The organism is Streptomyces ochraceiscleroticus (genome assembly GCF_000720485.1).
Classification (GTDB): domain Bacteria; phylum Actinomycetota; class Actinomycetes; order Streptomycetales; family Streptomycetaceae; genus Streptomyces; species Streptomyces ochraceiscleroticus.
This window is the reverse complement of record NZ_JOAX01000004.1, coordinates 288,334-308,830: the sequence shown is the minus strand read 5'-3', so window position 1 is coordinate 308,830 and position 20,497 is coordinate 288,334. Positions and strand designations below refer to the sequence as shown.

Genomic DNA, 20,497 nt, shown 5'->3' with positions numbered 1-20,497 from the left:
CGGGGTGGCTCAGGCGGTCGCCAGCCACAGGTCGGGGCCGAAGACCTCGTAGTGAATCGCCGCGGCGGGCACCCCGCGCTCCAGGAGCTGGGTGCGCACGGCCCGCATGAAGGGCAGCGGACCGCACAGGTAAGCCTGCACCCCTTCCGGCAGGGCCACGTCGGCGAGGTCCACCAGGCCGGCGCGGTCGCCCTGCTCGGCGTCCTCGGTGTTCTCGTACCAGAAGTGCACCGCGCTGTCCGTCAGCTTGCCGGCCAGTGCCCGCTGTTCGGTGCGCAGGGCGTGGTCGGCGGGGGAGCGGTCGCCGTGCACCACGGTCACGGGGGCGGCGTAGTCGGTCTCCGCGAGGTGGTCGAGCATGGCCAGCATCGGGGTGACACCGATCCCGGCGGACGCGAGGAGCAGCGGGGTCCGGGTGTCGGGCAGCACGAGGTCGCCGTAGGGGGCGGACACATCGAGCCGGTCGCCCTCGCGCACGTGGTCGTGGAGGTGGGCCGAGACCTCGCCGTCGCGCTTGACGGTGATGGTGCGGGTCTCCTTGCCGGGGGCGCCGGAGAGGCTGTACTGACGGATCTGGCGGGCGCCGTCCTCGAGCGGGACGCGTACCGAGACGTACTGGCCGGCGCGTGCGGTCGGCAGCGGGCCGCCGTCGGCCGGGCGGAGGCGGAAGGTGACGACGTCAGCGGTCTCCTGGGTGCGCTCGGTGACCACCCAGGGCCGCCAGGTGTCGCCGAGCAGCACGCCGTGCTGGGCGTACAGCCGGGCCTCGATGGCGATGAGGCCGTTGGCCATGAGCCAGTAGACCTCGTCCCACGCGGCGGCGACCTCTTCGGTGACCGCGTCACCCAGTACCTCGACGATGGCGGCGAAGAGGTGGGTGTGCACGACCTCGTACTGGCCGGGGGTGACGCCGAGGGAGGCGTGCTTGTGCGCGATGCGCTCGAGCATGGCGTCCGGGCGCTGTTCGGGGTGTTCCACGAGGCCGGTGGCGAAGGCGGCGATGGCGCCCGCGAGGGCCTGCCGCTGGGTCCCGGCCGCCTGGTTGCCGCGGTTGAACAGGTCCCGCAGCAGTTCCGGGTGGGCGGTGAAGAGCCGGTCGTAGAACCGCTCGGTGATGTCTCCGATGGCCGCGCCGACGGCGGGCAGGGTGGCGCGGATGGTGGCAGCCGAAGCGGGGGAGAGCATGACGGGGCTCCGTATCTGAATGAATCTGAATGTGAGATGCGTATTTACGGGTGAGAGGAAGCGTCGCTGGCGGCGCGACGGATCAGGGTCTCGGGCCAGGGTCCGGTCGGTGGGTCAGATCCTCGGGTCAGGGCCTCGAGCGGTGGCTCACGGGCTCGACAGGGAGAGGAGTACCGGACCGGCCGGTGAGGCGGTGAGGTCATCCACGGTCAGCGGGTCCAGCGTGGCGTAGAACGCCTCCTGGGCCTCGCGCAGCGCCCTGCGCAGTCGGCAGGCCCCTGCGAGGGGGCAGGGTGGATCACCCTCGCAGTCGACCACATCGCCGACACCCTCCAGCTCCCGGACCAGCCATCCGACCGACGCCGTCCGCCCCGTGGCGGTGAGCGCGAGCCCGCCGCCCCGTCCCCGGCGGCCTTCGACGACCCCGAGGTGCTGCATCCGCGCGGCGACCTTGGCCAGATGCGAATGCGGCACCTGCATCGCCTGCGCGACGTCACGCGCGGTCGACGCGGTGTCGCGTACGGCCAGGAACATCAACGTCCGCAGCGCGAGATCGGTGGACTTCGTCAGGCGCATGCCGGAACCCTAGCTAAATGCGAATATCGCATGCAAGTTTAGGTGGGGGTGGCCGGTGATCACCGGAAAATGCCGGTGTGTCCGAGTGAGTAGCGGCCCGGCTGCGGATAGACGGCGAGGCCGTGCGGCCCGCGGCCCACCGGGATCTTGGCCAGTGTGCGCCCGTTCCGGGTGTCGATGGCATACACCTCGGAGTCGTAGCGCCCCGAGAGCCACAGCACCTTGCCATCGGCCGACAGCCCGCCCATGTCCGGACTGCCGCCACCGCGGAGGTGCCACTTGCCGACGAGCCGGCCGCTGTCGAAGTCCAGCAGGGAGATCGAGCCCTCCTCCCGGTTCGAGATGTACATCGTCCGCGAGTCCCGGCTCACATACAGGCCGTGGGTGCCCTCGCCCGTGTGCAGCAGCCTCGGCTCGGTGAACCGGTCCCCGTTGAGCACCCACACCCCGTCGGACATCATGTCCGCCACGTACCAGGTCCTGCCGTCCGGGGAGATCTTCACGTCCTGCGGCATCGCGCCCTTCCGGGGCAGCCGCTGCTTGCCGATCACCGCCATCCGCGCCGTGTCGACCTTGAGCAGCTCACCGGAGAACTCGCAGGAGACGATGAAGTACCGGCCGTCGGGCGAGAAATCCGCGTGATTGACCCCGGCGCAGTCGACGGAGAGGGCCTTGCGGACCTTCAGCGTCCTCGGATCCCGGAAGACCACCTGGCGGTCCTTGGAGGCCATGACCACCGCGTACCTGCCATTGGGCGTGAAATAGAGGTTGTACGGGTCGTGCGTGTCGACCGTGCGGCCCTTCTTCCCGGTGGCGGGGTCGAGGGCGGTCAGGCTGTTGCCGAGGTCGTTGTTGACCCACAGGGTCTTCAGGTCCCAGGAGGGCACCACGTGCTGCGGCTGCCGCCCCACGCGGATCGTCCTCGTCACCTTGTACGTCCTGGGGTCGATCACGCTGACGGTGTCCGACTCGGTGTTGGGCACGTACACCCGCGACGGGAAGTCCCTGACCACCGGAGACAGCTTGTTCGGCCGGTCCGCCGCGTACAGGTCGCGCGGGTTCAGAACCGGCGGCATCCCGGGGAGCGCGCGTGCCGCCGCGGTACGTGCCTGCGGAGAGGCGCTGTGGCCGTCGTGGCCCTCGTGCCCGGCCGGTCCGCCACAGCCCGCGGCCGGCAGCACGCCGGCCAGGGCCGCGGCGGCCACGACACGCCGCCGACCCGTCGGCGGCCTCTGGGAGAACGATGGCATACGCGTATTCATGCACGGTTGTGCGACGTGTTCAGCGTTTCCCGTCTGTTCGGGTGGTTCCGTGCCGTAGTGGGTGCATGCTCACCCTATGAGCAACCTCGCAGCTCCCGGCACTGTACGGATGGCGACAGCCCAGGGCCGCTGGGTCCTGCTCACGGCCGTCCTCGGCTCGGGCATGGCGATGCTCGACAGTACGGTCGTCAATGTCGCCCTGCCCCGTATCGGCACCGACCTGCACACCCCTTTGGCCGTCCTGCAGTGGACCGTCAACGCCTACCTGCTCACCCTGGCAGCCCTGATCCTGCTCGGCGGCGCCCTCGGCGACCGCTACGGCCGACGCCGGATCTTCCTCATCGGCATGGTGTGGTTCGCCGCGGCCTCTCTGCTGTGCGGACTGGCACCCAACGCCGCGGTGCTCCTCGCGGCGCGGGCCCTCCAAGGCGTCGGCGGCGCCCTGCTCACCCCCGGTTCGCTCGCCCTCATCCAGGCCGTCTTCCATCCTGATGAGCGGTCCCGCGCGGTCGGCGCGTGGTCCGGCCTGGGCGGCGTGGCCACCGCGGTCGGCCCCTTCCTCGGCGGCTGGCTGGTGGACGGCCCCGGCTGGCGCTGGGTGTTCTTCCTGAACGTGCCGCTGGCGGTGGCCTGCGTACCGATCGCCGCCCGCCATGTGCCCGAAACTCGTGACCCCGCCACGCACGGCCGCTTCGACGTGCTCGGCGCAGCCCTGGGTGCGCTGGCGCTCGGCGCGGTGACCTACGCCCTGATCGCGGCGCCCGGCCGGGGCGCGGCACCCGACGTGCTGCTCACCGCGATCGCCGGCGTGCTGCTCGCGGTGGCCTTCCTTCAAGTCGAGCGGCACCACCCCGACCCCATGCTGCCGCCGTGGCTCTTCACACTGCCGCAGTTCACCGCGGTCAACGCGGTGACCGTCTGCGTCTATGCGGCCTTCGGCGGCTTCTTCTTCCTTACGGTGCTGTACTTGCAGGTGGCCGCGGGCTATTCGGCGCTCGCCGCCGGAACCGCACTGCTTCCCACCACCGTACTGATGCTGCTGCTCTCGGCCCGCTCCGGCGAACTGGCCCGGCACATCGGCCCACGCATCCCGCTGGTCGTCGGCCCGCTGCTGTGCGCCGCGGGGATGCTGTTGATGACGCGGGCCGGCACCCATGCCTCCTACCGCGCCGAGGTCCTGCCCGCCGTGTCGGTGCTGGGCTGCGGCATGGCGCTCCTGGTCGCGCCGCTCACCGCCACCGTCCTGGCCTCCGTGGACGTCACCCGCGCCGGACTGGCCAGCGGCGTCAACAACGCCGCGGCACGCGCGGCCGGTCTGCTCGCCGTGGCGGCCCTGCCCCTGCTGGCCGGCATGGGCCCGGAAACGTACCTCTCGCCCACCGCGTTCGCCGCCGGCTACCGGCGGTCCCTCTTCCTCTGCGCGGCACTGCTGATCGCCGGCGCGGTCCTCGCCTGGTTCACGGTGCGGTCCCGCGCCCCGGAGCGCGCCCAGGAGCGCACCCCGTGCGCCTACCACTGCGGCGTATCAGCGCCGCCCCTCGACCCGGGCGCCTCGACGCAGTCCCCGAGGCGGAAGGGCGGCAACTGACTCAGTGCTTTCCGGAATGCTCGGCCGTACCGGAATGCGCGGCAGTCTCCGGCGCCGGCCTGGCCCGTTCCTCCGCGTCCGCGTCAAAGCCGACCGGCTCCCAGCGCTTCACGAGGAGCGCGGTCAGGCCGAGGACGGGCGCGGCGAGGATGACCCAGTACACATCCGTGCCCAGGCCGCTGCTGAGGACGGGGAAGAAGAACAGTGTCAGCGTCGAACCGAGCCGCAGCACGGCCTGGTTGAAGCCGATGCTGACGCCGCGCATCGACGTGGGGAAGCCCAGCGAGGCGTAGCTCATGATGTGCGCGCCGGGGCCGAAGCCCTGGGCGAACATGAAGGCGCCGAGCATCAGGATCCCCGCCGTCACCACGGCCGTCCCGGACGGTTGCCCGATGAGCCCGAGCAGGGTGATGGCGACGAGCTGGATCGCGAAGCCCAGCGTCATCATCGGCCAGGCGCCCTTCGTCGACGCCCAGCGGATGCCGAGCAGCCCGCCGGTGAGGGCGAAGACGAGGTTCAGGGCGAAGGAGGACGCGATCGTGGTCAGCGGGCCCTGGGTCATCAGCGTGGCGATGATGATCGGCAGCCCGAACGCGACCGCGTTGTATCCGAAGGTCTCGGCCACGCCGACGGTCACGGACTGGATCGTGCGTGCGCGGTACGGCGGGGTGAAGAGCCGCGCGTACGAGGCGAGCCCGGGCCGAGGCGGGCGGGGCGCCCGCGCGGGCACGTCGTCGGCGACGCGCGCGTCCACACCGTACGACTGCCGCAGAATCCTCGCCGCGCCCTCCAGGTCGCCCTGGTCGGCGGCCCAGGTCGGGGACTCGTTCATGTACCGCCTGCGCAGCAGCAGGACGACCAGCGCGGGCACCGCGCCGAAGCCGACGGTGAACCGCCACAGCCAGCCGAGCTGCGCGTCCGGCAGCAGGAAGTACAGCAGCATGATCACCAGGTAGCAGCCGCTGGTCGCCGCGTACCAGGCGGGCGACCAGGCGGCCGTGCGCGAACCCTTGCTGCCCTTGCCGCGCAGCCGGGAGAACTCGGCGAGGAACGCGATGGCGACCGGGATGTCCATGCCGACGCCGATGCCCATCACGAAGCGCGCCACGATCAGCGTCCACGCGTCCTGCGCCACCGCGCACACCAGCGCGGTGACGACGAAGAACAGCATGTTGGCCATGAAGACCCGGTAGCGGCCGATGCGGTCCACCAGCCAGCCGCCGATCAGCGCACCCAGCAGCGACCCGACGCTGATCGAGGCGGTGACCAGCCCCGCCATGGCCGAGCTGAGCCCGAACTGTTTCGTGATGTCGGGCAGCCCGTACGCGAGGGAGCTCAGGTCGTACGCGTCGAGGAAGATGCCGCCGAGCGCGATGATCACGATCATCCTGGCGTGCCGGCCGCGTGCCGTGCCCGAGTTGACCAGATCGGAGACATCGGCCGCCGAACGGATCAGCACCGCGCCGGACGCCGTCTCCGGCGATGTGGCGGACGGGGGAGGGGTGGAGCTCACGGGGGCCTTCCGGTGCGGTGCGGGGACGTACCGGCGAATCGTATGCACTGACCGGAATTCGTCTGCGCGAGTGTCCGCATATCGGTCACCAGCACGCTACTGGCCTGCACCGTCCCAGAGATCACACAGGTGGTCGGTGTGAAGGGTGGCGGTCACCGCGTTGCCGCCCGCCGACGCCGTGCGCAGGGAGAGGGCGCGTCCCGGCGCGGTGCGCTGGTCGGGAAGGTCGGGCTGGCCGGCGACGTGCGGGGTGCCGGTGCGGATGAAGGCCGTCCAGTACGCGGTCATCTGCCGGGCCAGTACGCGCTGTTCCGCGTTGAGCGGGGCGTCGTGCCCGAAGTGCCGGAAGAGGTACTGCACTTCGTTGACGTGAGTCGCGCCGAAGGGGAAGTCGGTGCCGAGGTTGCGCAGCGACTCGAAGGGCGGTGAGGTCCGGTCGGCGAACTCGTACGCGTACACCGGGGTGCGTGCGCCGAGGCGGTCGTCCAGGCGCAGCGCCGGGCAGGCCATCAGCTGGTCGCCGACGGTGGCGGCGTAGGCGAGCGTCGGCGTCGGGTAGTCGGCGAGCGGGTAGCGGGCGAGGGCCTTCTCGCCGGTTTCGGGGCCGTACGCGGTGCGCAGGGCCTGCGGGTACTGCTCGGCGGTGAGCGGTGTGCCCTGGGCGTCGTAGCTGCCGAAGGCGAAAAGGGTGCCTTCGTCGCGGTTGGCGCCGTTGATCACCGGTACTTTCGCGTAGCGACCGCTCGCGAAGGCGGCGGCGGGCTGTTCGGGCAGGAAGGAACCACCCGTCACCGGACCCCAGTCGTGGCCCGCCTGAGCAGCGAGAATGTCCTTCGCGGGCTTGCGGCGCAGACAGGCCGTGGCGGTCGCGGGGTCCTTGCAGCCGACGGAAGCGGCGAAGGACGTGCCGTCGGCGTCGGCGGCACGGCGCGTACGGGCGCCGCAGTCGCTGTAGGCGCCGCTCTGGATGATCGCGCGATGGAACAGGCCGCGTGCGGTGGGCGAGGCGAGGTGGGTGCAGACGGAGCGGCCGCCGGCCGATTCGCCCGCGATGGTCACCTGGTCCGGATCGCCGCCGAACCGCGCGATGTTGGCCCGCACCCAACGCAGGGCCGCCTGCTGGTCCTGCATGCCGAAGTTGCCCGAGGTGCGGTCTCCGGCCTCCTCATCGAGGCCCGGTGTGGCGAGGAACCCCATAGCGCCGAGGCGGTAGTTGAGGGTGACGGCGACGACCGATCCCTTGGCGGCGAAGTCGTCGGGGACCACATCGGCCCCCGCACCGCCGGTGAGTCCGCCACCGTGCAGCCACACCATGACCGGAAGCTTCCGGCCGGAACGGGCGGCGGCGGGGCTGTACACGTTGAGGTTGAGGCAGTCCTCGGTATGGGTGGGCTGTTCATAGCCGGGGTCCCAGCCGGCGGACTGGACGCAACGGTGACCGAAGTCGGTGGCGTCCCGTACGCCGGACCAGGGAGCCACGGGCATCGGTGCCCGCCAGCGCAGCGCACCGACAGGCGGCGCGGCGTACGGGATACCGAGGAACTGACGCCCGGCCGCGGTGGCTTCGCCCCGCACCCAGCCCTGCTGGGTACGCACGGCGGTGTCGGTGTCCGGTACTGGTGTGGTGGCGCCTGCCTGCGGCGCGGCGAGCGCGACCAGCGCGCCCGCCAGCAGGGCGGTACACGCGCGGCGTAAACGAGTGGTGAGCATGGGCGGCCCTTTCAGTGTGCATCGACGCGGATACAACTACTGAACGCACTGAACGCATTACGCCTCGGAAAGCTACGGGCGTGACCCAAGTCGGTCAATAAGTTGAACAAGAAAACGTTGGGCCCGAATGACCTGGCTTGCGCGGTCAGTGCTGGGCAGCCCTGCCGTCAGCGGCGTCGGCGGCGTGCGAGGCGGCGGAATGCCTTTGGTCCGCCGGTCGGTGCGGGCAGTGCGCCCGCCACCGCGTCGGCCAGCAGTGTGCCGACCGTCTCGGCCGCGCACGTGCGGTTCGCGCCGATGCCTCCCGAGGGTCCGCGCTTGATCCAGCCGACGACGTACGTCCCGGGACTGCCGGTCACCCGGCCACGCTCGTGCGGCACGGTCCCGGTGACCTCGTCGAACGGCAGCCCCGCCAGGGGCACTCCGCGGTAGCCGATCGCTCGCAACGCCATGCCGGCCGGGATCTCCAGCTCCCCGGCGCCGCCGGTGACGCGCACCGCGCGGAGGGTGTCGTCCCCGCACACTTCCACGGGCGTGGAGTGGAAGCGGAACACGATGCGGCGCCGCCGTCCCGCCGCCTCCGCGGGCACGGTCCAGTCGACGGCCTCCCGCGCCACGCCCTGCAGTACCTGCGCCTTCTCCATCGGCCCGGCGGCGTCGATCGTCGCCCCGATCCGCGGATCGTGGTCGTCCACGAGCAGGTCCACCTCGGGCAGGTGCTTCAGGGCGAGCAGCTCTGACCTGGTGTACGCCGAGTGTTCCGGGCCGCGGCGCCCCAGCAGTACCACCTCGCGCACCTTGCTGCGGCGCAACGCTTCCAGGGCGTGGCGGGCGATTTCAGTGTCGGCCAGTGTCTCCGGGTCGGAGACCAGGATCCGGGCCACATCGAGGGCGACGTTGCCGTTGCCGACCACGACCACCCGCTCGGCCGAGAGGTCGACGGCGTCCGGTGCGACCTCCGGATGCGCGTTGTACCAGGCGACGAAGGTGGTTGCGGAGATGCTGCCCGTCCGGTCCTCGCCGGGTATGCCGAGCCGCCGGTCCGTGGCGGCACCCACGGCGTAGATCACCGCGTCATGGTGTGCGGCGAGCTCCTCGGCCGTGACATTTGCGCCCACCTCGAGGCCGAGGTGCATGCGCACGCGCGGATGAGCGTAGAAACGGGCGAAGGCGTTGCCGATCTTCTTGGTGGCCGGGTGATCCGGCGCCACTCCGTACCGGATGAGTCCGCCGGCGACCGGCAGCCGGTCGACGAGCGTCACCTCGCTCCGGGTGTTCAGCAGCAGGTCCTCGGCGGCGTACATGCCGGCCGGCCCGGTGCCGACTATCGCCACCCGGAGCGGCTGGAAGTCCGAGGGCAGGATGCGTTCGAAGGCCGGCTTGCCCCAGGCGTGGAAGTTCGGGCCGTGGTCGGCTGCCTCCGAGGCTGCCGGCGTTCCCGCCTCCGCGTCCGTCTCCGGCTCCGCCTGTGACGTCAGCTCCGACTGCTGGAAATAGGCCGCGTTGATGTCGGCGTACTCCCGCTGTCCGCCGGTCAGGCTGTCGACCGGGAAGATGGCGTCCACCGGGCAGGCGTCGGCGCAGGCGCCGCAGTCGATGCATGCCTTCGGATCGACGTACAGCATCTCCGTACTGCCGAAGGCCCGCTCATCGGGCGTGGGATGAATGCAGTTGACCGGGCAAACGGCCACGCAGGTGGCGTCCGTGCAGCAGGTCTGGGTGATCGCGAAGGCCATGTCGTCCGCTCGGCTGAAAGTCGTCAGATCAGGTCGTTCAGGTCAGTCGTGTGATCAGTCGTCAGATCAGGTTGGCGCGCTTGTAGAAGTACAGCGCGGGCTTGGTGAGCAGTCCCACCGAGGTCAGGAACTCCATCAGGCCCGAACAGCTCGAGCGCATCATGGACTTGTGGTGCTCGTTGGCCTTCGCCTCGCGGAGGGCGCGTTCCTCGTCCAGCCCGGCGTTCGCGTAGACCTTCCGGTTCACCATGCTCGTGACGATGACGTAGGACGCCACGGCTATCAGGAGGGAGTGGATCTGGCGACGCACCCGGCCGGCGCGCGCGAGGCGCTTGCGCGTCTCGTCGCGGGCGAACTTCATGTGCCGTGACTCCTCGACGACATGGATGTTGTTGATGGTGCGGACGAACGGCACGACCCGCTCGTCGCGCATCCAGTCGCGCTGCATGACGTCGAGGACCTCCTCGGCGACCAGGATCGCCGCGTACGCCGCCTCGCCGAACGCGACGGTCTTGAAGACCCGGCCGAGTTCGACCGCGGCCCGGTGCGGGCGGTAGGCCGGGGCCCGCAGCTTCTTCGCGCCGCGCGCGAACATGATCGAGTGGCGGCACTCGTCGGCGATCTCGGTGAGCGCCCACTGGAAGGTGTCGTCCGTGGGGTCCTTGGCGTAGATGTCCCGCAGCACCATCTGCTGCAGGATCATCTCGAACCAGATGCCGGTGCTGGCCACCGAGGCGGCCTCCTGCCGCGTCAGCGCCTTGCGCTGCGCGTCGGTCAGCTCGTTCCAGTACGCCGTCCCGTACAGGGTGCTCCACTCCGGGCTGGCGCCGTGGAAGCCCTCGTCGAGCGGGGTCTCCCAGTCGACCTCGGTGAGCGGGTCGTACGAGAGCTGCGCGGACGAATCGAGCAGCCGCCGCGCGATGCCGTCAGCGGGCGTCTCGGGGGTGCGGTTCCGGGCCTCCGGCCGCGGGATGCTGATGGCCATGCGGGGCTCCTCCAGTCGAGTCCGGGAAGTACCTCATCCACTGCTGCTATTACCGGCGGTAACGGCGTCGGCTTGTTGACGGACTTTATAGCAAGAGCCGTGGTGTGCCTACCCCTCGGTAACGACGAGGACGGGCATGGCTGCGGAACCCCTGGTCAGGGGCACCGTGATCTTCGCTTGACCGAGCCGGAACCGTCGGCGCCGACCCCGAGGCCGAGGCCGGCGCCGCTGGGTTCCGTCGGTTCCAGTGAGGGCTCGGTCGGTGCTGCGGCCGGCGACTACGCCGAGCAGTCGCCGTTCGACTCCTGCAGTCCCTTGCCGGCTCCCGCGGTCCGGCTCACGATGTCCGGCACGCAGGCGGCCTCGTCGAGGCCGTAGGAGTAGGGGATGCCGACCGAGGTGTTGGACTGCGGGTTCGGGCCGGCGGGGTGGTTCTCCTCGCTGGGGCTGGACCAGGTCACGTTGTCGAAGGTGTTGCCGCTGACCTGCCAGTAACCGGCCGCGTCGGTGTAGAAGGTGCCCAGGACGTCCTTGGAGTCCTCGAAGTAGTTGTTGTCGACCTTGGCGCGGGCCCCTGCCCGGGAATTGATCCCGGACTCGTTGAGGCTCACGTAGTGGTTGTTGTACATGTGCGCGACGCCGCCACGCAGCAGCGGCGCACGCGAGTCGATGTTCTCGTACAGATTGTGGTGGTACGTGATGTAGCCGTTGGAGACGTCGCTCTCGCTGGACCCGACGAGGCCACCGCGGCCGGAGTTGCGCAGGATGCTGTAGGACAGGGTCACGTACTGGGTGTTGTTCTTCATGTCGAAGAGGCCGTCGTATCCCTCCGACTCCCCGCCCGACGCTTCCAGCGTGGTGTGATCGACCCAGACGTTGCGGACGTCGCTCTCCATGCCGATGGCGTCCCCGCCGTTGGAGGTGGGGGAGCCCGACTTCTTGACGTTCTTGACGGTCACGTTCTGGATGATGATGTTGCTGGATTCCCGGATGTGGATGCCCAGTTGGTCGAAGACGGCGCCATTGCCGACCCCGATGATCGTGACGTTGCTGATCTGCTTGAGCTCGATCACGCCGTCGGCGGTGTTGCAACTGTCGCCCGACACCTTGGAGGTGTTGCCGTGATTGATGGTGCCCTCGACCTGGATGGTGATCGGAGTGCTGCTGCTGGCCCGGTTGCACAGGGCCGTGTGGATCGCGGTCCCTGTGGTGGCCCGTACCGTCTGCCCGCCCGCACCGCCGGTGGTTCCGCCGTTCTGGCTCGCGTAGCCGGTGGCGCCGGTGGTCGCCGCCGAGGCATCGGGTGCCCCCAGAGCCACCCCGGCCGCGGCCGCGAGCGCCATCGTGGCCAGCGCCGCATGAAGTCGCAGCGCTACTGATCGTCTCATCCTCGTCTCCCCATTCCTCTTCGAATGCTGGGTGCTACTGCACGCTGTAGTCGTCGCAGCAGCCGTCGAGGTTGCCGACCTGTCGATGAACAGTCGGCTGCCGGCGCGGCCGACCTGTCGACGGAGTTCCCGGAAGCCGCCTTACGGGAATCGCATCTCCGGCGCGGATTTCCGGAGCAGCTGGTCCACCTCGACCAGCGCCGAAGCGACCGCCTCGCCCAGAGGGAGCCGGATACCGCCTTCCACGGCCGCTGCGTACTGATCGTCACCCAGGGCCTTCCGGGCGAGGGCAACGGCCGCTTCGTGCGGGGCGTTGAAGTATGCGGATCCAAAGAGGGGCAGCCCGACCTTCCGCCAGATGCGCCGGGCCGCGCCGTGCAGCATGGCGGCCGGGAAGCTGTGTCCGCTGGAGGCGCGGAACAGGGAGATGAGTTCGATGGGCAGGACCACGCCGACCAGGTCGCGGAACTCGTAATTGATGACCAGGCACTCCTGCGCCAGCTCCGCGGCCTCCTCATACCGTCCTGTGGTCCAGGCCGCATAGGAGAGGACGTAGAGGGCGTATGCCTTGGCCCAGCGCTCGCCGTGCGACTCGCAGATGGAGCGGGCCTCCGCGCAGAGGCCGACGGCGGCCTCCAGGTCGCCCTGGAAGGCAAGGGCCATGGCCAGTTCGACCTGAGCCATCATCACATTACTGTTGAGCTCACCGAGTTCGGCGTAACGGCTGCGTGAGGTCTCGAAGAATTCCTGCGCCGTTCGATGGTCATCCCGCATCAGTGCGGCACAGCCGAGCCGGTGGGTGGCGTACGCGTACGCTGTGTCGTCGCCGGTACGCAGCGCCTGCGACCGGCACTCGGTGAGCATGGCCAGGGCCGCCTCCGAGTCGCCTTGGAGGATGGCGACATACCCGCCCACCCAGAGCACCTTGAGCCGCTCGCGGGTGGGACCGGACCCGAGGGCGCGGGCACGGTCGAGCCAGTAGCGGCCGTCGCCGAGCAGACCGCAGCCGACCCAGTAGAACCAGAGTGTTCCGGCGAGCCGCAGCCCGGCCTGCTCGTGGCCCGGAGTGGACAGCGCGAAGTCGAGGGCGGCGAAGAGCTGTGCGTGCTCGCGGCGGGTGGCGTGGAAGACGGCGGCCTGACCCGGGCCGAACCAGTTCCGTTCACCCCGCTCGGCGAACGCCTGACACCAGTCGAGGTGGCGGGTGCGCTGGGGTAGTTCCTCGCCGAGGCGCCGCAGCCACTCGGCGCCGTACGCACGTACGGTGTCGAGCTGTCGGAACCGCTCGCCGTCCGGTCCTCTCTCCCGGACCAGGAGCGATTTCTCGACGAGCCCGGTGAGCAGATCGCCGATCTCCGCCTTCTCCAGAATGTCGTCACCGCATACGCGCTCGACGGCCGTGCGGGAGAAGTCGCCGATGAATACGGAGAGCCGGGCCCACAGCAGCCGCTCGTGCGGCCGGCACAGCTCATGGCTCCAGCCGATCGCCGTGCGCAGCGTGTCGTGGCGGAAGGCGCTGTGGAGCGGGCCGCCCGGATCGCCGGCGGCCTTCTCGGCGAGGGTTTTCTCGTTGACGAGGAGCTGGAAGCGGTCGTCCAAGCGGTCGAGGAGATCCTCGAGGCTCTCGGTCCGCAGTCGCCCGGCTGCCAGTTCGATGGCGAGCGGAATGCCGTCGAGCCGCGTGCAGATCCGCTCCACGGTCGCCCTGTTGCGGCCGGCCAGCGTGAAGCCGGGACGAGCGGCGAGGGCGCGCTGCGCGAACAGGGCGACCGCGTCTTCCGTGACGGGCAACGGTTCCAGCAGGAATGCCTGTTCGCCGGGGATGCTGAGAGGCTGCCGGCTGGTGACGAGAAGGTGTAGCCGGGGGGCGGCGCGCAGCAGCAGGTCCGCGAGGTCCGCGCAGGCGTCTACGAGGTGCTCGCAGGTGTCGAGGATGAGCAGCAGATGCTTGGTGCTGAGGTGATCGGCCAGCACCTCCTCCATGGGCCGGGTCGTGTGGTCGGTGGGGCACAGCACCCTGGCGACCGCGTGCATCAGCAACTCACTGTCCTGGAGCCCGGAGAGCTCGACGAACCAGGCTCCATCGCGGAAGTCGCCCGCAATCTCGGCGGCGGCGCGCAGCGCGGTGCGGGTCTTCCCGACACCGCCGATCCCGGTCAGTGTCACCAACCGGGAACGCTTCCACGCCTGCCGCAGGGCGGCGAGTTCACGGCTACGTCCGATGAAGCCCGGCTTTTCCGTAGGCAGACCGCCAGCCACAGCCGACTCACCTCAGTGATATGGACGCCTTATTCAGGGATGGGCACGGCCACCGGCACGCCCCCTATGGGGCCCTACCGTATGGGCCTGGTGGCACTCTTCCGAGGCGATTGACAACTTTCCGCCCACGCTTGGCGCGCACGTGCACGAATCTCTCCGAAGTCGATGAGCAAAAGCGCGGCGTCGTCGTGCAGTTTGCCCATCGAGTACTGAATGAGGTCGGCAGTGAGGACGTCGAGGAAGGTTCCGGGATCGTCGTCGTTCAGCACCGCCGCCCGCTCCGCGAGGGGATAGAAGTCCCCCTTGGCGTCGCGGGCTTCGGTGACGCCGTCCGTGTAGAGCAGCAGCCGGTCGTTGTCGGCCAGCGGTACGGTGCCCGCCCGGCACCAGTCGTTCTGGAGGCCGAAGAGGCCGAGCGGTGGCGACGGCGGCAGAACGTCCACGAAGGTGGCTCGGCCGGCGCGGATCAGCAGCGGTGGCGGGTGGCCGCAGCAGACCAGCTCGGCGCTGTCACTCCCGTCGGCGACCTCGATCAACAAGGCGGTGACAAAGTCCACGCCGCCGTCCCGGACGGCGAGGACCGAGTCCATGCGCTGTGCCAGCGCGGACAACCGCCTTTCGCGCTGGGCCAGGTTACGGAAGGCGCCGAGGGCATCCATGGCGGTCCCTACCGCCGACAGGCCCTTGCCCATCGCGTCACCGATGAACAGCCGCACACCGAAAGGCGTATGGACGGCGTCGTAGACATCCCCACCGACCAGCGCCCCGGATTGCGTGGCCTCGTAGCGGACCGCGGTACGCAGTCCCCCGAGCCGGTCCGGCAGCGGTCGCAGCATCTCCCGCTGGACCGTCTCCGCCACCGCCCGCAGCGCACTGAGGCCCCGCCCCCGGCGACGGAGTATCACCGCGGAAACGCCGGAGGACGCCGCTACCAGCGCCATGCAGGCACCGGCCATCACGGTGTCGGAAGGTTCACGTGCGAGCGTGCCGAGAATGGCTGCGGCACCCGCACCTGCCGCTGCGGGAAAGTACCAGGAATAGTCCCGGGGAGACTTCATCGCCGTTCCAGCTCGATCAGCCGATGTATCGCCCGGACCTCAAGGAACGACCCGGACCCTCGACCGAACGCCATTCCGCGCCGGCCGCTCATACGCCGCTTTACCGTTCACATGTTCCTCTACATCCCCATGCCGCCATCGACCGGCAGACCCGCGCCGGTGACGAAGCGGGCCGCGTCGGAGGCGAGAAAGACCACCGCATCGGCCATGTCGGTGACCTCACCGAGCCGACCGAGCGGGGTGAGCCCGATGACATCGCCGACGGCCGCCTCCGCGCTGGGCCAAAGCCCCAGCTCCTCCATGTCCCGGGCGAGTTGGATACCCATCGCGGTGGGTACCAGGCCCGGATAGACGCAGTTGACCCGCACGCCGTAGCCGAGCTTGCCGGACTCCAGCGCGGCCACGCGGGTCAGCCGGTCGACTCCGGCCTTGGTCGCCGCGTAGCCCGCGATGCCGGGGAAGGGGACCGTCGCGGCCACCGACGAGACATTGACGACCGCACCGCCACCCCCGGCCGGCCCACCAGGGCGCATGGCCCGGAAGGCATGCTTGATACCGAGCGCGACCCCGAGGACATTCACCTCCAGCATCTCGCGGACCGCCTGGCGCTCGAGGTCGGCGATCAGCCCTGAGGCCAGCACTCCCGCGTTGTTGACGACGATGTCCAGGCCACCCAGCGCGGTGACGGTCCGACCGACGGCCGACTCCCAGCTCGCATCCTCGGCGACATCGAGGGGGACGAACTCCACTGTGGCACCGGACTCCCGCAGTGACTCCGCGGTCTCCCCGCCGGCCTCCTTCTGCACATCGCCGATCATGACGGCCGCGCCGGCGCGGGCGAGCGCCTCGGCCATCCCGGCTCCCAACCCCTGCGCACCGCCTGTCACCAGCGCCGTTCGCCCGGTCAAGTCATATGGCGCCATGGCGCCCTCCTTCTGTGGGCCGACTCTGCGACGACAAGGGCCGCTCGGGCCAACGACGGAATGTATCGGCCCCGAATGGCTTGATGCAGTGCATCGTAGGGAGCTCGGTGCCCCACTCCACACGATTTTCAGATAATGCGTACGCAGCCGACGGCGAGTTGATACAGCCACTGGCCGCAGCCAACGGGTTATCGCCCGGCAGCTCGGGATGGGCAACGGCGGTCTGGGGAATGGTACGGCCCCTCGCTAAAGTGACGCTGACTCAGTACTGATACTGATAGCGAGGAGCGACCACCCATGGCGGTCTCGGCCGGATTACATGTCAGCCCGGAATGTCCCGCGATGCTCGAGCGGATCGACGCACTCGGCGGGGCGCTGGAGGCGAACGCGGACGCGGCCGAGGGGCTCGGCAGACTCACCGAGGGCATCGCGCAGGCATTGCTGGACGCTGGGATCATCCGGGCCGCACTGGCGCGGAACCTCGGCGGCCACGAGTTCTCCCCACGTCAACTGATCGAGACGGTCGAGCGGGTCAGCTACCACGATGCCGCGGCCGGTTGGACGATGATGGCGCTGCAGTTGATGACCGGCACGACTGCGGCCTATCTCGATGCCGTTGCGGCCGCCGACTTGTTCCCGGACGTCGCGCGCGGGGATTACGCGTTGCTGGCCGGGCACGGCACCCGGCCCGGACGGGCCGTCCCCGTCGAGGATGGCTATCTGGTGAGCGGCAGTTGGCAGTTCGCCTCCGGCATGGCGCACGCCACCCATATCCACAGTGCGATCCAGGTCGAGGGCACCGGGGAGCTGCGGGTGCTGGCGATGCCGAAGTCGCAGGTGGAACTGGTCGACAACTGGGATGTGCTCGGGCTGCGTGCGACGCACAGTATCGACTACCACTGCGCCGATGTGTACGTCCCGGCGACGCACACCTATCTCGCCACCACGACCACCCCGGCCAACGGTGGCGCGATCTACCGCCTCGGCTTGGTCAACATGTCCGCAATCGGGCACACCGGCTGGGCGCTCGGTGTCGGGCGGCGCCTGCTCGATGAACTGAAGTTGGTCACCGCGGCCAAGTCCGGCACGCGTAACGCCGCCGTCGACACGGCACAGTTCCACGCGGAGTACGCGACCGCCGAAGCCAAGCTTCGTTCGGCGCGGGCGTGGGTGATGGAGGTATGGCACGGTATCGAAGCCACTCTGGACACAGGTGAGTTGCTGAGTACCGAGCAGGACACGCTGCTCAGGCTGGCGCTCAACCACGCGACATGGACCGTGCAGGACGTGGGCCGGACGGTGCACCGCTGGGCAGGGACGGCGGCGATCCGGCGCGGGCCGATCGACCGGTTCCTGCGCGATCTCGGCACAGGCACCCAGCACATCACCTCGAGCCCGATGGTCCTGCAGAACTGCGGAAAATGGCTCAGCGGTGCACAACCCCGATCCCACTGGGAGTTTCTCGACCTGGCGCCGTGATCAACAGGTGGCGGAGACCTCCAGCGAGCCGATGGTCCTGGTCTTCATGTCCGTGACCTTTCTCGTACGCAGAGTCGGGTGTACGGCGCAGCCGGGGCGGTCGCTCCGCCGGCGCGATGCCGGGCCGAGGACAGTCCGGCCCAGCGCGGCTGCGCCTCATCCGGCTCACACACGCGTCGTGTCGAGCCCGATGTCCCTCACCCGGAGCAGGAGCCCGCGCCAGTACCGGTGGACGCACCCCGAGCGGGGCAGCCCGGTGAGGGCCTCGCTGTCCAGCGAAACGCGGCCGGCGGTGGCGAGGGAGCCTCTGACCAGGGGTGTACCAGCAGGGACCCGCTCGCTGGACGCTCCGCTCCTATGCTGGTGACGTGGACAAGCGCAGTGAAACCCGTGCATTCCTGAAATCCCGTCGGGACAAGATCACGCCTGAGCAGGCGGGCCTCCCGGTGTACGGGCAGTGGCGGGTGCCCGGGCTGCGCCGGAGTGAGGTCGCGATGCTCGCCGGGGTGAGTGTCGAGTACTACACACGGCTGGAGCGCGGCAATCTCGGCGGGGCCTCCGACAGCGTCCTGGACGCCCTCGCCCAGGCTCTGCGGCTCGATGACACCGAGCGGGAGCACTTGTACGCACTGTCCCGTGCCGGCAATGCCGGCAGGACCCGCGTCCAGCGTCGCGGCAAGAAGGCCGCCGTGCGGCCCAGCGTGCTGCGCATCATCGAGGGCCTGAACGACCAGCCGGCGTACGTGCGCAACTACCGCATGGACATCCTCGCGGCCAATCCACTCGCCCCTGCACTTCGAGGTGTTCGAGCAGGAGCCGGTCAACACCTGCCGGTTCGTCTTCCTCGATCCGCGGGCCACCCGGCTCTACCCCGAGTGGGAACGCGTGGCCCGCGAAGGAGTGGGAGTGCTGCGCGTTGAGGTCGCCAAGAACCCGCACGACCGCGAGCTGTCGAATCTGATCGGAGAGCTGTCCACCCGCAGTGATGCCTTCCGCACCATGTGGGGCGCGCACGACGTGCATGTCTTTACGGCGGGAACGAAACGGTTCATGCCCCGGCGGTGGGCGAGATGGAACCGGTCCACGAGACTCTGGAGCTGCCCGGCGATGACGGGCTGTCCATCACCGTCTACAGTGCCGACCCCGATACACCGGCCGCAGACGCCCTGAAACTGCTGGCCGGCTGGGCAGCCTCCCAGGACCAGGACACGCCTGCCGCACAGGCCGGTACCGAGCGCTGACGCCGGGCCCGGCCTCCCTCTCGCGCGATGTCATCCTCCGTGGCCCCATCACGGCCCGTTTCGGCCGGTGTCACCGCACCATTCCCTGCTGCGGCGCTTCCTGCACTGTCGCCACGTCCCCTCGCACGGTTCTCGGAACGAGGGAGCCCCTGGCATTACCCCTCTCCAGCGTGTCTGTTACCTGGTCTTCGGGGCTGTTTTCGTGGGTCCTGGCGGCTGCCGGCGTGATCGGCCGCCAGTTGTCCGCCGACACCGGTGCCGACGGCACCACCGCCCGCGCCGAGCTCGGCGCCCTCAAGCACCCCGTCTGTGGCTGGTCTACCTCGCCACCGCGCTCGTACAGGGCGGCATCATGGCCGCCTACAGCTACGTCGCCCCACTGCTGACCGAACGGGCCGGTCTCCCGCAGACCGCGGTGCCGCTGGCGATGCTCGGCTACGGCGCCGGCGCACTGACCGGCACCGTCTTCGGTGGACGCCGAGGCGACCGCCGAACCTACGCCACGCTGATCCCGGCCGCCGCCGTCACCGCCGCGCTGCTGGGCGCCATCACCCTGTGGGCGACCAGCAGCATCGCCGCGGTGGCCCTGGTCGTTCTGCTCGGCGCCGCCGGCATGTCCACCAACCCGATCCTGGTGGGGGAGGTGGTCCGCATCGCCGGACCCGGACGTGCGCTGTCCATGGCACTGGCCACCTCCTCCTTCCAGGTCGGCATCGCCGTCGGCTCCTGGCTCGGCGGGGTGGCCTTCAGCTCCGCGCTGGGGCTGAAGGGTCCCTCCATGACGGGCCTCGCCCTCCTCCTGGCGGCCCTGCTGCCTCTCGGCATCCTGGCCGCCACCCGACGACGCGCCACGGCACCTCGCTGATTCCCCACGACATGGTTGGTCGGGGGCATTTGGCCGCGTCGCCCGGCGCGGCGCGGCCTGCCGCCCGCCGAGCCCCTAGGCTGCCACCCGGCACCGGCCTCGACCCAGGAGCACCCCTCATGTCCGACCCCACCCGGCAGCTTCCGTACCCCGACGCCCTCGACCCGGACGGCCTCCCTGCGCCGCACCCGTTGCTCGCCCCGGTGGCCGGGCTGCTGGGCACTTGGGCCGGACGGGGGAGCGGTGAGTATCCGACGCTCGCCGAGGACTTCACGTACGCGCAGGAGGTCACCTTCAGCCACGACGGCCGGCCCTTCCTCGCCTACGAGGCCCGGGCCTGGCTGCTGGACGCCGATGGTGCACCGCTGCGGCCGGCGGCCCGGGAGAGCGGCTGGTGGCGGTTGCAGCCCGAGGGGCGGGTGGAAGCGCTGATCACCCAGCCCACCGGGATCGCGGAGATGCTGGTGGGCCGGGCGGACAGCCAAGCGGTCGACCTCGCCACCCACCAGGTGGCGCTCACGCCCACCGCCAAGGAGGTCGACGCCACCCGCCGCCGCTACACCCTGACCGACGCGGACACCCTCGACTTCGTCCACGACCTGGCGGCGGTCGGCCGACCGTTGCAGCACCACCTCTCGGCGCGGCTGCGACGCGCGGGCACGAGCGTGGTGTGGTGAAACCGGGACGAGTGGGTACCCGCGGGGTGGCAGAGCACGAACGGTACTCATG

Annotated in this window: 14 protein-coding genes and 2 pseudogenes; 5 read left to right on the top strand and 11 right to left on the bottom strand. The window is 70.0% G+C overall.

Annotated elements, in window-relative coordinates:
* Nucleotides 1-9 precede the first annotated feature (9 nt).
* The 3 genes from IG84_RS0107225 to IG84_RS0107215 form a co-directional block, all read right to left on the bottom strand.
* Nucleotides 10-1,185, bottom strand: coding sequence for a globin domain-containing protein (locus IG84_RS0107225; RefSeq protein ID WP_031052715.1), 1,176 nt, complete (start codon nucleotides 1,183-1,185; stop codon nucleotides 10-12).
* Nucleotides 1,186-1,332: 147 nt separating this feature from the next.
* Nucleotides 1,333-1,761, bottom strand: coding sequence for an RrF2 family transcriptional regulator (locus tag IG84_RS0107220; protein ID WP_031052713.1), 429 nt, complete (start codon nucleotides 1,759-1,761; stop codon nucleotides 1,333-1,335).
* A gap of 59 nt (nucleotides 1,762-1,820) precedes the next feature.
* On the bottom strand, nucleotides 1,821-3,011 hold the full coding sequence (locus IG84_RS0107215; protein WP_107053823.1) for a YncE family protein: 1,191 nt from the start codon (nucleotides 3,009-3,011) through the stop codon (nucleotides 1,821-1,823).
* 88 nt (nucleotides 3,012-3,099) lie between these two features.
* Here IG84_RS0107215 and IG84_RS0107210 point away from each other — a divergent pair, with 88 nt between their 5' ends.
* Complete coding sequence (locus IG84_RS0107210) at nucleotides 3,100-4,611, top strand: MFS transporter (protein ID WP_031052708.1); 1,512 nt, start codon at nucleotides 3,100-3,102, stop codon at nucleotides 4,609-4,611.
* 1 nt (nucleotide 4,612) lies between these two features.
* Here IG84_RS0107210 and IG84_RS0107205 read toward each other — a convergent pair whose 3' ends face one another.
* The 8 genes and pseudogenes from IG84_RS0107205 to IG84_RS0107170 all read right to left on the bottom strand — a co-directional run bounded on the left by IG84_RS0107205 (nucleotide 4,613) and on the right by IG84_RS0107170 (nucleotide 16,183).
* The gene (locus IG84_RS0107205) at nucleotides 4,613-6,124 is read right to left on the bottom strand and encodes an MFS transporter (protein WP_051861474.1); all 1,512 of its coding nucleotides are present in this window, start codon (nucleotides 6,122-6,124) and stop codon (nucleotides 4,613-4,615) included.
* A 96-nt stretch (nucleotides 6,125-6,220) separates the two neighbouring features.
* A complete protein-coding gene (locus IG84_RS0107200; RefSeq protein ID WP_031052704.1) occupies nucleotides 6,221-7,834 on the bottom strand; it encodes a carboxylesterase/lipase family protein in 1,614 nt (537 codons plus the stop codon).
* A 167-nt stretch (nucleotides 7,835-8,001) separates the two neighbouring features.
* The gene (locus IG84_RS0107195; RefSeq protein ID WP_031052700.1) at nucleotides 8,002-9,570 is read right to left on the bottom strand and encodes an FAD-dependent oxidoreductase; all 1,569 of its coding nucleotides are present in this window, start codon (nucleotides 9,568-9,570) and stop codon (nucleotides 8,002-8,004) included.
* Nucleotides 9,571-9,631: 61 nt separating this feature from the next.
* Nucleotides 9,632-10,555, bottom strand: coding sequence for an AurF N-oxygenase family protein (locus tag IG84_RS0107190; protein WP_031052699.1), 924 nt, complete (start codon nucleotides 10,553-10,555; stop codon nucleotides 9,632-9,634).
* A gap of 167 nt (nucleotides 10,556-10,722) precedes the next feature.
* A pseudogene (locus IG84_RS37745) lies at nucleotides 10,723-11,943 on the bottom strand (pectate lyase family protein); the annotation flags it as partial.
* Nucleotides 11,944-12,084: 141 nt separating this feature from the next.
* Nucleotides 12,085-14,109 (bottom strand): ATP-binding protein, encoded by a 2,025-nt coding sequence (locus IG84_RS0107180; protein WP_245659265.1) that lies wholly within the window; start codon nucleotides 14,107-14,109, stop codon nucleotides 12,085-12,087.
* A gap of 167 nt (nucleotides 14,110-14,276) precedes the next feature.
* Nucleotides 14,277-15,260: a PP2C family protein-serine/threonine phosphatase gene (locus IG84_RS0107175; protein WP_078648660.1), complete on the bottom strand. Its 984-nt coding sequence runs from the start codon at nucleotides 15,258-15,260 to the stop codon at nucleotides 14,277-14,279.
* A gap of 119 nt (nucleotides 15,261-15,379) precedes the next feature.
* Nucleotides 15,380-16,183, bottom strand: coding sequence for an SDR family NAD(P)-dependent oxidoreductase (locus IG84_RS0107170; protein ID WP_031052694.1), 804 nt, complete (start codon nucleotides 16,181-16,183; stop codon nucleotides 15,380-15,382).
* A 297-nt stretch (nucleotides 16,184-16,480) separates the two neighbouring features.
* On the opposite strand from IG84_RS0107170, the gene IG84_RS0107165 reads away from it, so the two are divergent.
* The 4 genes and pseudogenes from IG84_RS0107165 (at nucleotide 16,481) to IG84_RS0107150 (ending at nucleotide 20,445) form a co-directional block, all read left to right on the top strand.
* Entirely contained in the window at nucleotides 16,481-17,662 is a 1,182-nt protein-coding gene (locus tag IG84_RS0107165; protein ID WP_031052688.1) for an acyl-CoA dehydrogenase family protein, read from the top strand.
* A gap of 368 nt (nucleotides 17,663-18,030) precedes the next feature.
* A pseudogene (locus IG84_RS37740) lies at nucleotides 18,031-18,903 on the top strand (helix-turn-helix transcriptional regulator).
* 352 nt (nucleotides 18,904-19,255) lie between these two features.
* Nucleotides 19,256-19,768 (top strand): MFS transporter, encoded by a 513-nt coding sequence (locus IG84_RS37735; protein WP_051861471.1) that lies wholly within the window; start codon nucleotides 19,256-19,258, stop codon nucleotides 19,766-19,768.
* Between the two features lie 119 nt (nucleotides 19,769-19,887).
* On the top strand, nucleotides 19,888-20,445 hold the full coding sequence (locus IG84_RS0107150; RefSeq protein ID WP_031052685.1) for a heme-binding beta-barrel domain-containing protein: 558 nt from the start codon (nucleotides 19,888-19,890) through the stop codon (nucleotides 20,443-20,445).
* Nucleotides 20,446-20,497 lie beyond the last annotated feature (52 nt).